The sequence below is a fragment of the Nocardia sp. Marseille-Q1738 genome, from assembly GCF_965283145.1.
The window spans coordinates 226,891-240,845 of the sequence record NZ_CBDIMS010000005.1; the positions used below are offsets into that span (position 1 = coordinate 226,891).

1 protein-coding gene and 1 pseudogene are annotated in these 13,955 nt (G+C 70.8%); both read left to right on the plus strand.

What is annotated here, in order from left to right:
- Positions 1-231: 231 nt before the first annotated feature.
- On the plus strand, positions 232-13,485 hold the full coding sequence (locus ACWPXK_RS20540; protein ID WP_454197774.1) for an SDR family NAD(P)-dependent oxidoreductase: 13,254 nt from the start codon (positions 232-234) through the stop codon (positions 13,483-13,485).
- A 55-nt stretch (positions 13,486-13,540) separates the two neighbouring features.
- Positions 13,541-13,906 (plus strand): annotated as a pseudogene (locus tag ACWPXK_RS20545) (beta-ketoacyl synthase N-terminal-like domain-containing protein); the annotation flags it as partial.
- Between the last annotated feature and the right edge of the window lie 49 nt (positions 13,907-13,955).

Below are 13,955 nucleotides of genomic sequence, written 5' to 3' on the forward strand. Positions count from 1 at the left end.
TCGGTAGGTAATCGGGGCCAACAATTCGATACGCCGCGTACCGGACGGTCGCGGCGTATTTGTTGTGCGCGGAAGCCTCGGCCACCGCCTGTAACTCCGTAATTACCAATGGATTACCCGCTCGTGCTGAGCGAATTACCGAGTCGTGCCACATGTTTGGTTACGTTGAAGTCACGCCCTCGACGGCGAGAGTGTCAACCATATCCCGTGGCGACAAAGGGGAGAGTTGTTTTGAGTTCGACACCTGTAACCGACAATGCCGAAATCGCCGTCATCGGATTCTCGTGCCGCCTTCCGCAGGCCGACAGCCCGGCAGCGTTCTGGGAACTGTTGCGGTCGGGAACCAGTGCCATCTCCTCCTGGCCGCAGAACCGGATGGAGTTCACCGGCTCGGCGGACCGGCCGGAGCGGCGGGGGGCGTTTCTCGCCGACGTCGAGGGATTCGATGCCGCGTTCTTCGGCATTTCCCCGCGCGAGGCCGCCGCGATGGATCCACGGCAGCGACTGGTCCTCGAACTCGCCTGGGAGGCACTGGAAGACGCCGGCACCCTGCCCGACGACCTGCGCGGCAGCGACGCCGCGGTCTTCGTGGGCACCCACCGCGACGACTACGCGACACTGCTCGGGACGCTGTCCGACGATGCGATCACCCATCACACGCTGACCGGTGTGAGCCGGGGTGTGATCGCCAATCGGATCTCCTACTTCCTCGGGCTGCACGGGCCGAGTCTGACCATTGATTCGGCGCAGTCGTCGGCCCTGGTGGCCGTGCACCTGGCGTGCCAGAGTCTGTGCGCGGGCGAGGCGTCCGCAGCGCTGGTGGCGGGTGTGAACCTGCACCTGTCCGCGGCCGCCGCGGTGGCAACCGAACGATTCGGCGGCCTCTCGCCCACCGGCACCTCGGCCGCGTTCGACGCGCGCGCCGACGGTTTCGTGCGCGGTGAAGGCGGGGTCGTGCTGCTGCTCAAACCGCTGGCCGCCGCGGTGGCGGCCGGTGACCGCATTCACGGTGTGATCCGGGGGAGCGCGGTCAACAACGACGGTGCGACCGACGGGCTGACGGTACCGGGGCAGGCCGCCCAGGAGCAGGTCCTGCGGGAAGCGTATCGGCGTGCCGGGGTGACCGCCGAGCAGGTCCAGTACGTCGAAACGCACGGCACCGGCACGCCGGTCGGTGACCCGATCGAAGCGGCCGCACTCGGCGCGGTGCTCGGTGCGGGCCGGGCGCATCCGCTGCCGATCGGATCGGTGAAGACCAATATCGGGCATCTGGAAGGCGCGGCGGGGCTGGCCGGTCTGCTCAAAGTGCTGCTCTGCCTCCGGCACCGGCAGCTGCCACCCAGCCTGAACTTCTCGATGGCAAACCCGGCCATACCGCTCGATCAGCTCAATCTCGCTGTCCAGACCCGGCTTTCGGCATGGCCGGATGCTGACGCGCCGCTCGTCGCCGGGGTGAGCTCATTCGGGATGGGCGGCACGAACTGTCACGTCGTCGTCGGTGCGGGCCCGGAGGTTGCGGCGCCGCGCGAGCCGCGCCGCCCCCTAGCGGTTGTGCCATGGGTGCTCTCGGCGCGCACTCCGGAAGCGTTGGCGAGCCAGGCGAAACGGTTGCAGGACGTGGCCGTCGAGCACGAACCCGCCGATGTGGGATGGTCACTGGCGCGCACCAGGACGAACTTCGATCACCGCGCCGTTGTCACCGCGGCCGACGGCCCGGCGTTGCGCCGCGCACTGGCGGCACTGGCGGACGGATCGCCGTCCGCACAGGTCAGCACCGGCGCGGTCGAACCGGGAGAGCTGGCGGTGGTGTTCTCCGGCCAAGGCAGCCAGCGGACCGCTATGGGTATGCAGCTGTACCGCGAATTCCCCGTCTTCGCGGAGGAGTTCGATGCCGTCGTGGCGCATCTCGACCCGACTCTCGACCGGCCGCTGCGCACCGTCATCGCCACGGGCGACGGTCTCGATCAGACCGGCTACGCCCAGCCCGCGTTGTTCGCGCTGCAGGTGGCGCTGTATCGGCTGGTGCAATCATGGGGTATCACACCGGAATTCGTCGCGGGCCACTCCATCGGTGAGATCGCCGCGGCGCACGTGGCCGGTGTGCTCTCGCGCGCGGACGCGGCCACGCTGGTGGCGGCGCGCGGTCGGCTCATGCAGGCGCTGCCCAGCGGCGGCGCGATGATCGCGCTCGAAGCCACCGAGGCCGAGATCGCGCCACTGCTGGCCGGGACGCCCGATCTCGGGATCGCCGCGATCAACGGGCCGCGCGCGGTCGTGGTCGCGGGGCAGGAGGCGGGAGCGCTGGACATCGCCGCGCGGGTCGCCGAATGGGGACGAAAAGTCAAGCGGCTGCGGGTTTCCCACGCCTTCCACTCCCCGCTGATGGCCCCGATGCTCGACGAGTTCGCCGCGGTGGTACGAGCCCTGCGCTTCGAGCAGCCCCGCCTGCGGGCGGTGTCCTCGGTGACCGGCGGCGCGGCGGCGGAGTGGGCCTCGGCCGACTACTGGGTCGAGCACATCCGGCGGCCGGTCCGGTTCCTCGACGCGGTCCGGGCGCTGGAAACGGACGGCGTCACAAAGGTTCTCGAACTCGGACCGGACGGGGTGTGCTCGGCGATGATCGCCGACGCGGTGGTCCACCCGGAGCGGATGACCGCTGTGCCTGCGTTGCGGCAGGAGCGGGCCGAGCCCGACACCCTCGTGGCGGCCGCCGCGCACCTGCATGTGCGGGGCGTGCTGGTCGATTGGCCCGCACTGTTTTCCGGTGCGAACGCCCGAACCGTGGACCTGCCGACGTATCCGTTCCAGCGCCGCCGGTACCCCCTGGCTGCGGGTCCGGCCGGAAGCGGCCACGGTCCTCGGCGCACGGACGAGGGTGAGCGCCTCGATCGCCAGGCGACGCATGACGTCGGCGGAGACGGCCGCGAGCCGTTCGCGGTGCCTGCGTCCGCCGATGATCCGGCCCCCGCTGTGGCGGCCATCGATGTCGCCGCGCTGGTGACCGGCCACGTCCGGGCCGTCCTCGGTTTCGACGGTTCGGAACGAGTCGACACGCACGCCCGCTTCCGCGACCTGGGATTCGATTCGCTGCTCGGGGTGGAGCTGCGCAAGGCGCTCGTTCGCGCCACCGGCCTGTCCCTGCCGGGCGGGCTGTTGTTCGACTACCCGACCCCCGCGGCACTGATCGAGTACCTGGAAGGCAAGCTGACCGGGGCGGCACCCGGCGGCGAGCGGCCCGAGGTCGTCGCGGCGGTTGCCGACGATCCGATCGCCATCGTCGGTATGGCTTGCCGATACCCCGGTGGTGTCACCGGACCCGACGAACTGTGGCGGGTGGTGACCAACGGCGTCGACGCCATCACCGAGTTCCCCACCGACCGCGGTTGGGACGACGTGTTGTTCGACGCGTCACCGGATCGGGCCGGCGCCAGCTACGTCCGGCGCGGCGGCTTCCTCGAGGACGTCGGCCGGTTCGACGCGGCGCTGTTCGGCATCTCGCCGCGCGAAGCGCTCGCCATGGACCCGCAACAGCGGCTGCTGCTCGAAACATCGTGGGAGGCAATCGAACACGCGAGCATTGACCCGCAGTCGCTGACCGGGACGCGGACCGGGGTGTTCGTCGGCGCCACCACTTCCGACTACGGGCCGCGCATGCACGCGCCCTCGGCCGGCACGGAGGGGTATGTGCTGACCGGCACCGCGCCCAGCGTGATGTCCGGACGCATCGCCTACCAGCTGGGGCTGCTCGGGCCGGCGTTGACGGTGGACACCGCGTGCTCGTCGTCGCTGGTCGCCATTCACCTCGCGGTGCGGTCACTGCGCGCGGGGGAGTCGACGCTGGCTCTGGCCGGTGGCGTTGCCGTGATGGCCAACCCCGGGATGTTCGTGGAGTTCTCGCGCCAGCGCGGGCTCGCGCCCGATGGGCGCTGCAAGCCGTTCGCCGCGGCCGCCGACGGGACGGCGTGGGCAGAAGGCGTCGGTGTGCTGGTGCTCGAACGACTCTCCGACGCCCGCCGCAACGGACACCGCGTGCTGGCGCTGATCCGCGGCACCGCCATCAATCAGGACGGTGCGTCCAACGGCTTGACCGCGCCGAACGGTCCCGCGCAGCAACGGGTCATCGGTGCGGCGCTCGCCGATGCGGACCTGGCCCCCGGTGTGGTCGACGCGGTGGAGGCCCACGGCACCGGTACCGCGCTCGGCGATCCCATCGAGGCCGACGCCATCCTCGCGACCTACGGTGCGCACCGCGACGCGGGCACACCGCTGTATCTCGGGTCGCTGAAGTCGAATATCGGGCACACGCAGGCGGCGGCCGGTGTCGGAGGCGTGATCAAGATGGTGCAGGCCATGCGACACGGCCTGTTGCCAAGGACATTGCACGTCGACGCGCCCACCCCGCATGTCGACTGGTCGGCGGGCACCGTGGAGTTGCTGGCGCAGGAGCGTGCATGGCCGCGTGGTGACCGTCCGCGCCGCGCCGGGGTGTCCTCGTTCGGGATCAGCGGGACCAACGCGCATCTGGTTCTCGAAGAAGCCGAGCAGGAAGTACCCGCGACCGCGACCGAGCCGTCCGGCACCGCGTGGCCGGTGCCGTGGTTGCTGTCCGGCCGCGATCGCAACGCCCTGCGTGCCCAGGCGGGCAGGCTGGCGGAATTCGCTGCCGCCCGGCCGGATACGCCGGTCGGCACGGTCGCGCACTCGCTGGTGCGGACGCGGGCGCTGCTGCCCGAGCGTGCCGTCGTGCTCGGGCGTACCCACGCGGAGTTGCACGCCGGCTTGGCCGCGCTGCGCGACGGGGTCGACGCGCCACAACTGGTATCGGGACGAGCTGCCCGGCAGGCTCGCACCGCGTTCCTGTTCACCGGGCAAGGTGCTCAGCGAATCGGTATGGGACAGCAGCTGTATGAGCGTTCCGCGGTGTTCGCGGCCGCGTTCGACGAGGTCTGCGCGGCGTTCGAACCGTGGCTGCCGTTGCCGCTGCGCGATGTCGTGCTCGGTGACGCCGAAGCGCTCGACCGCACCGAGTACACCCAACCCGCCCTGTTCGCGGTGGAGGTCGCGCTGGCCGCGCTGTGCCGGCATGTCGGCCTGGTTCCGGATGTCGTCGCGGGTCATTCGATCGGTGAACTCGCAGCGGCGCACGTCGGCGGCGTCATCGGATCGGCCGATGCTGCGAAGCTGGTCGCCGCCCGCGGCCGGCTCATGCAGGCGGCCAGGGCGGGCGGGTCGATGATCGCGATCGGCGCGCCCGCCGACGAGGTGGCCGAGTCCATCGCCGGCCGCGCGGTCGATATCGCGGCGGTGAACGGACCCACCTCGGTCGTGATCTCCGGTGACACCGATGCCGTGACGGCCGTCGCGGACGAGTGGCGGCGTGCGGGCCATCGGACCCACACCCTGCGGGTCAGCCACGCGTTCCACTCGGCGCACATGGACGACGCCCTGGACGAATTCCGGCGGATCGCCGAATCGGTCTCGTTCAGCGAACCGGCGATTCCATTGGTCTCCTCGCTGGCGCCCGGCAGCGCCACGGTGACCTCACCCGAGCACTGGGTGCGCCAGTTGCGCGGCACCGTGCGGTTCCTCGACACCGTCCGCCACCTCGAACGCGAGGACGTCCGGGTGTTCGTCGAGATCGGACCGGACGCGGTGCTCACCGCCATGGCGCGGGAATCCTTCGAAGCACCGGCCTCGGTCGCGGTTCCCCTGCTGCGCGCCGGACGTGCCGAGGACGAGACCTTCGTGGCCGGTATCGCCACCGCGCACGTGCACGGAGCGTCCGCCGACTTGACCGTACTGCTCGAATCTCCCACGGCTCCCGTCGAATTGCCGACCTATGCGTTCCAGCGCAGCAGCTACTGGCTGCGCGGCGCCACCGAACGCGTCGAGGGACATCCGATCCTGACGACCCGGGTGGACCGCGCCGATCGAGACGAGGTGTTGTTCAGCGGCCGGCTGACCGCCGCCGAGCACGGCTGGTTGCGCGATCACGCCATCGCCGGGTCGGCGATCGTGCCCGCGACCGCGTTCGTCGATCTCGCGATCACCGCCGCCGATCGGCTCGGGGCCGATCAGGTGTCGGAAGTGGTGGTGGAAGCCGCGCTTCCGTTCGACGGAGCCGTCGACGTGCAACTGATCGCCGAGGCCGCCGATGCCTCCGGGCGGCGGGCCTTCACGGTCCACGCCCGGTCCGCCGACGACGGGGACTGGTCCCGGCACGCCTCCGGTTTCCTCGACGCCGAGGCACCGCCCGCGCGCGTCCTCGACGGTGCGTGGCCGCCGCCGGATGCCGTCGAGCAGCCGATCGAGCGCGCCTATGACGAACTCGCCCAGCGCGGTTACCAGTACGGTGCGGCGTTCCGTTGCCTGACCCGCGTCTGGCGGCGCGAGGACGAACTGTTCGCCGAGGTCCGCCTGCCCGACGGCTTCGATGATGCCGGGCGCTACGGGATCCACCCCGCCCTGCTCGACGCCGTCCTGCATCCGCTGGTACTCGACCTCGTCAGCGGGGCGAACCCCGGCGAGATGCTGTTGCCGTACGCGTTTTCCGCTGTGCGCGCATTCCATTCGGGCGCCCGCGCGTTGCGTGCCCGGCTGACCCGGACCGGCCCGGCCTCGGTCGAGCTCACGGTCGCGACCGACGATGCCGAGCAGGTCGCCACGGTCGGGACACTCGACTTCCGGCCGACGGCCACCACCGGCTTCGTCGCCCGGCCGCCGCTGTACGCCGTGGCCTGGCAGCCGTTGCCGGATACCGTCGGGCGGGCGGAGGATCGCAGCGTCGCCATCGGCGATCCGGGGACGACCGACACCGATGTCGTCGCCGTCGTGCTCGAGCCCGGCCACACCCCGGAACAGGTGCACGCGGCGACGGTGCACGCGACCGAATCGATCCAGCGCTGGCTCGCGCAGGAACGGCCCGCCGGGTCGGCGCTGCTGCTGATCACGCGCGGTGCGGTCGCCACCACCAGCACAGAGCAGGTCACCGACCTCGCCGGTGCCGCGGTGTGGGGACTCGGACGGGTCGCCGCCACCGAGAATCCCGGACGGATCCTGGTGCTCGACATCCCTGCCGAGACCGAGATCGGCGACTGGCCGCGCATCGCCGCGGCCACCGGCGAAAGCCAGCTCGCCGTCCGCGACGGCGCACTGCACATTCCCCGGCTGGCCACGCGGACAACGGAATTCGCGGAAGAATCGGTGCGATCCGACGGCACGGTGCTGATCACCGGAGGCACCGGCGGACTCGGCGCGCTGTTCGCCCGGCACCTGGCCGCCGAACACCGGATACGGCACCTGATGCTGGTCAGCCGCCGCGGTCCCGCGACGCCCGGGGTCGAGGACCTGATCGCCGACCTGCGCGCGGCCGGGGCGACCGCCGACGTGCTCGCGGCGGATATGGCGGATCCGGCGGCGGTGGCCGAGGTGCTCGCGGCGATCCCGTCCGACCGGCCATTGCGCGCGGTGATCCATGCCGCAGGCACACTCGCCGACGCGATGATCGATTCGCTCGGCGCGGAACAGATTCACGCCGTGCTGCGCCCGAAGGTCGACGCCGCCTGGCATCTGCACGAGGCGACGGCGGACCTGGACCTCGACGCGTTCATCCTGTTCTCCTCGCTGTCGGGCACCGTCGGCATGGCCGGGCAGGGCAACTACGCCGCCGCCAACGCCTACCTCGACGGGCTCGCCGCGCACCGGACCGCACTCGGTCTGCCCGCCCGCGCCCTGGCGTGGGGGTTGTGGGATACCGCCGTCGGAATGGGGGCGGGCCTGGCCGCCGCCGATATCGAACGCTGGAAACGCATCGGTGCCCCGCCGCTGACCATCGACCAAGGGCTGGCGCTGTTCGACGCGGCCCTGGGCAGCCCGGATGCGGTCGTCGTCGCGGCGACCATCGATTCCGGTGTGCCCGCCTCGGCGGCTCCGGTCGTCCTGCGTGCTGCGGCACGCCGGGCGAGCCGGAGCGCCGAAGGCACGTGGGCCGATCGCATCGCCGCACTCGAGGACGGCGAGCGCGCCGACGCGATCCTGGATTACGTGTTGCAGGCGAGCGCGGCCGTGCTCGGCCACGCCTCCACCGCCGACCTCGACGCCGACACCGCGTTCCGGGAACTCGGGTTCGACTCACTGGCCGGTCTGGAGCTGCGCAACCGCCTCGGCGCCGATACCGGCTTCGCGCTGCCCGCGACCATCGTCTTCGACCATCCATCGCCGACGGCGCTGGCCGGCCACCTCGGCAGCCTCCTGCGACCGCAGCAGCGCGCGGCCACCGTGGCGGCGACGACCACGACCGTCGACGACGACCCGATCGTGATCGTCGGCATGGCCTGCCGCTATCCCGGCGGGGTACGCAGTCCCGAGCAGCTGTGGCGGCTGGTCGCCGACGGCGTCGACGCCATCAGCGAGTTCCCGGTCAACCGCGGCTGGAACATCGACGAGCTCTATGACCCGCACGCGCAACGACCGGGCAGCTCGTCGACCAAGCACGGCGGCTTCCTGCACGACGCCGACCTGTTCGACGCGGAGTTCTTCGGAATCTCCCCGCGCGAAGCGACCGCGATCGACCCACAGCAGCGACTGCTGCTCGAAACTGCCTGGGAGGCACTGGAATACGCCGCGATAGACCCGGCGAACATCCGGGGCAGCCGCACCGGGGTGTTCACCGGCGCCATGTACGATGACTACGCGGTCCGCGTGCAGGGCGCGGCGGGCGAGTTCGAGGGCCTGCTGCTGGCGGGCAACCTCTCCAGCGTGGTGTCGGGACGGCTGTCCTACACCTTCGGTTTCGAAGGGCCGGCGATCACGGTGGACACCGCCTGCTCGTCGTCGCTGGTCGCCCTGCATCTGGCGGCGCAGTCCCTGCGCCGGGGCGAATGCGATCTCGCCTTGGCCGGTGGTGTGACCGTGATGTCCACCCCGAACACCTTCGTCGAGTTCTCGCGTCAGCGCGGCCTGTCGTCCGATGGCCGCTGCAAGGCGTTCGCCGCGGCGGCCGACGGCACCGGATGGTCGGAGGGCGCGGGTTTGCTGGTGCTGCAACGACTCTCGGATGCGAAGTCGGCCGGGCGGGAAGTCCTGGCGGTGCTGCGGGGTACGGCGGTGAACCAGGACGGCGCGTCCAACGGTCTGACCGCGCCGTCGGGTCCGGCGCAAGAGCGAGTGATCCGGGCGGCGCTGGCCGACGCGGCGCTGTCGGCCGCCGATGTCGATGTCGTGGAAGGACACGGGACGGGCACCCGGTTGGGGGATCCGATCGAGGCCCGGGCATTGCTGGCGACCTATGGAAGCGACCGGCCGGCGGAGCGGCCGTTGTGGCTGGGGTCGTTGAAATCGAATATCGGGCACTCGCAGGCGGCGGCCGGTGTCGGTGGCGTGATCAAGATGATCGAAGCCATGCGGCGCGGCATTCTGCCGAAGACCTTGCACGCCGAAGTGCCCTCGCCGGAAGTGGATTGGTCGGCGGGTGCGGTGGAGCTGCTGACCGAGCAGCGCCAGTGGCCCGACACCGGCGCACCGCGGCGAGCCGGAGTGTCCTCCTTCGGCGTGAGCGGCACCAACGCCCACGTCATCATCGAACAGCCACTCCCGCAGCCCGCGAACGCCGACACCCCCGACCAACCGGTGCCCTGGATTCTGTCGGCCAAGGACGACTCCGCCCTGCGCGAGACGGCCGCACGGCTGCGCGACCACCTAAACGAAACCGGCGCCGCCCCCGCCGATATCGGATTCACCCTGGCGACCGGACGGACCCGCCACGACGTGCGCGCCGCGTTCACCGGTGACCGCGCCGAGCTCGCCCAGGCACTCGACGATCTGGCCCACGACCGGCCGAATACCGCGGTGGTGCGGGCTCGGCGCGGATCGCGCACCAAATTGGGCTTCTTGTTCACCGGCCAGGGCAGCCAGCGGCTCGGGATGGGCCGCGAGTTGTACAACACCTCACGGACTTTCGCCGAAGCCTTCGACGCGGTCTGCGCGCATCTGGACCCCGGGCTGGTCCGCCCGTTGCGCGAGGTGATGTTCGCTCCGGTCGACTCCGCGGACTCGGCGCTGCTCGACCAGACCCATTTCGCCCAAGCCGCACTGTTCGCCGTCGAAACGGCGCTCTACCGGACGGTCGAAAGTTACGGCGTGCGCCCGGACTACCTGACCGGTCACTCGATCGGGGAGGTCGCCGCCGCGCACGCCGCCGGTGTCTTCGACCTGGCCGATGCCGCCGCGCTGGTCGCCACGCGGGGACGGCTCATGCAGGCCGCCCGATCGCACGGGGTGATGATCGCTGTCGAGGCCACCGAGGCCGAGCTCGACCAGACGCTGGCCGGGTACGGCGACGCCGTAGTGATCGCCGCGGTGAACGGTCCGCGCTCGACCGTGCTCTCCGGCGACGCCGACGCCGCGACCGCGGTTGCCGCCGAGTGGCGCGAGCGTGGCCGCAAGGTGCGGCAACTTCCGGTCAGCCATGCGTTCCACTCACCGCACATGGACGATGTCCTCGGCGAATTCCACGCCGCCATCGCGGATCTGCGATTCCACCCACCGGCAATCCCGTTGGTGTCCAACGTGTCCGGCGAGCTGGCCGACGCGGCGGACCTGACCGACCCCGGATACTGGGTGCGGCACATTCGCCGACCGGTCCGATTCCTCGACGGCATCAAGTGGCTGGAACGTGCCGGCGTCACCGACTTCATCGAGATCGGCCCGGACGGGGTGCTTTCGGCGCTCACGCAGCAGACGCTCACCGCGGCCGACGGAGTCGCCGCACCCGTGCTGCGCGGCGGCAGGTCCGAGCGGCGGACCCTCATGACAGCGCTCGCGACCGTCGGAATGCGTGGTCACCGAGTGAACTGGGACGCCATCTACCCCGGCGCCCGCCGGGTGGCGCTGCCCACCTATCCCTTCCGGGGCAAGCGGTATTGGCTCGAAGCATCCGGTCGGGCAACGAATATCGCGGGTCTCGGCCTCGGCGCCGTCGAACACGAACTGCTCGGCGCGGCCGTCCCGATCGCGAACCGCGACGAGATCCGTTTCACCGCCCGGTTGGGCGTCGAGTCGCTGCCGTGGCTGGCCGATCACGCCATCGACGGTGTGGCCGTGCTGGCGGGCACCGCGCTCGTCGATATGGTCCTGCACGCGGCGAGCCAGGTCGGCTGCGACGAGCTGGCGGAGCTGACCATCGGCGCACCGCTCACGCTGCCCTCCGGCGGGGTCACCGTGCAGGTCGGGATCGGCCTGCCCGACGACCAGGGACGCCGACCCGCAGAGGTTCATTCGCGCCGCACCCACGATGGCGAATGGGTCACGCACGCGACCGGTTTCGTGGTTCCCGCAGGCGAGGAGCGCACCGGTGCGCGGATCGCCGCGATCGCCGATTCGGAGATCGACCTCAGCGGCGTCTACCAGCGGCTCCACGAGTTCGGCTACCACTACGGGCCCGCGTTCCAGGGATTGCGGCGGGTGCGCCGCGACGACGACGCGGTGGTCGTCGAGGTCGAGCTCCCCGAGCCGAGGCACAACGACCGCGTGGACCTGCATCCGGCGCTGCTCGACGCGGCCCTGCACGCGCTGCTGCCCGGGGTCGCCGACGACAGTGCGCAATCCTGGCTGCCTTTCGCCTGGAGCGGTGTGCGCGTCCACGCCACCGGTGCGACCGCGCTGCGAGTGCGGATCGGCATCGACGAGGCGGGCACCGATTCGCTGCGGGTGTCATTGCAGGCCGACGACCCGGCCGGATCCCCGGTCGTCACGGTGGAATCGCTGGTACTGCGCCCGAGGTCCGCGGCCACCGCGGGCACCGAGGTCGACGGGCTGCTCGTCCCGCGCTGGCGGCCGGTGCCGACCGACCGCGACAGTGTCGGCGTGCAGGTCATCGAGGCGCCGACCGGTGGGCCGAAAGCGGTGCTCGGCGCGACCTTGGAAACCGTCCGCGACTGGCTGGCACGGTCCAAGGGGCAGCGGCTGGCCATCGTCACCGCGGCAGGGGAGCTGGGTCAGGCCGGTGTCCGCGGGCTCGTGCGGTCGGCGGCGGCGGAGAATCCGGGGCGGATCACCGTCGTCGAAATCGATGGCTCCGAGCGTTCGCGTGAGCTCGTGGATTCCGCCGCGCGATCCGGTGAACCGCACGTCGCCATCCGCGACGGTCACGTGGTCGCCGCCCGGCTCGAACGGGTGCGGCAGGTAGCCGGACCGGCGCCGGACTGGACCAGCGGCACGGTCCTGATCACCGGTGGCACCGGCGCATTGGGTGCGCTGCTGGCCCGTCATCTGGTCACTCGACATGGAGCGCGGGATCTGCTGCTGATCAGCCGGCGCGGCGACGGGGCACCGGGCGCGGCCGAATTGATCTCCGAACTCACCGCATCGGGCGCGCGGGTCGCCGTCGCGGCCGCCGATGCCGCCGACCGTGACGCGCTGGCGGCCGCGATCGGCGATCGCCGGATCGGCGCGGTCGTGCACACCGCCGGTGTCACCGACGACGGCGTCGTCACGGCCATGACCCGTGATCAGCTCGACCGGGTGCTGCGGCCGAAGCTCGACGCGGCATGGAATCTGCACGAGCTCACCCTCGACCACTCCCCGGCGGCGTTCGTGCTGTATTCCTCGGTCGCCGGACTGCTCGGCACGGCGGGTCAGGCGAATTACGCCGCCGCCAACGCCTATCTCGACGGCCTTGCCGAGTACCGGCACGGGCTGGGTCTGCCCGCGACCTCGCTGGCGTGGGGCCTGTGGACCGGGACCAGTGAGCTGAGCGGCCACCTGGCCGATGTGGATCTGCGGCGGCTGGCCCGCTCGGGGCTGCTGCCGCTGGATCCGGCCGAGGCGCTGGAACTGTTCGACGCCGCCGTGCGGACGGGGGAGCCGGTGCTCGCGGTGACACGGCTCGATCAGGACGCATTGCGCGCCAACGAATCCGGTGTGCCCGCGCCCTTGCGCGAGCTGGTCCGTACCCGGGTGCGCCGCGTCGCCGCCTCGACAGCCGAAGCGGATCTGCCGCGCCGGCTCGCCGGGCTCGAACCCGACGCCCGGACCCAGACGCTCGTCGAATTCGTGCGGTCGCGGGCTGCGGCGGTACTCGGCCACGGTGACGACACGATGGTCACCCGGGACCGGCCGTTCCAGGAGCTCGGTTTCGACTCGCTCATGGCCGTCGAGCTGCGCAACGAACTCGGCAAGGCGCTGGGTGTATCCCTGCCCGCGACACTGATTTTCGATCACGCCAACCCGGCGGCGCTGGCCGAGCATCTGCTCGGGCAGCTCGGATTCGACACGGAAACGCCGGAAGTGCCGGTGCTGGAACTGATCGACAAACTGCGGCCGTCCATCACCGCCGCCCTCACCGATACCTCGACCAGCGACGCGGCGGTCATCGCGACCCGGCTGCGCGAACTGCTGGGCATGGTCACCGCCGACACCGATTTCGATGGCGATCTCGATTCGGCGACCGACGACGAGCTCTACGCGCTCGTCGACGAGCTCGACTGAATTTCACCGACACACCTGCTCGTTTCTTTCGACGTGATGTGAAAGGCAATGACCGATGGCCGACCAGGCGAAGCTGCGCGAATACCTCAAGCGAGCGATCGCGGATTCTCACCAGGCACGCAAGCAGTTGGCGGCGGTCGAGGAATCCATGCGCGAGCCGATCGCCGTGGTGGGTGTGGGTTGTCGTTATCCGGGTGGGGTGGCCGACGCCGCGGGACTGTGGGACTTGGTGTCTCGGGGTGCGGACGCGGTATCGGATTTTCCGGTGAATCGGGGCTGGGATCTGGGGACGTTGTTCGACAGTGACGCCGGACGGCCGGGGCGGTCGTACTGCCGCGGCGGCGGATTCTTGCTGGATGCGGATTTATTCGACGCGGGATTCTTCGGTTTGTCACCGCGGGAGGCATTGGCGGTGGACCCGCAGCAGCGGTTGTTGCTGGAGACCGGATGGGAAGCATTGGAATCGGCCG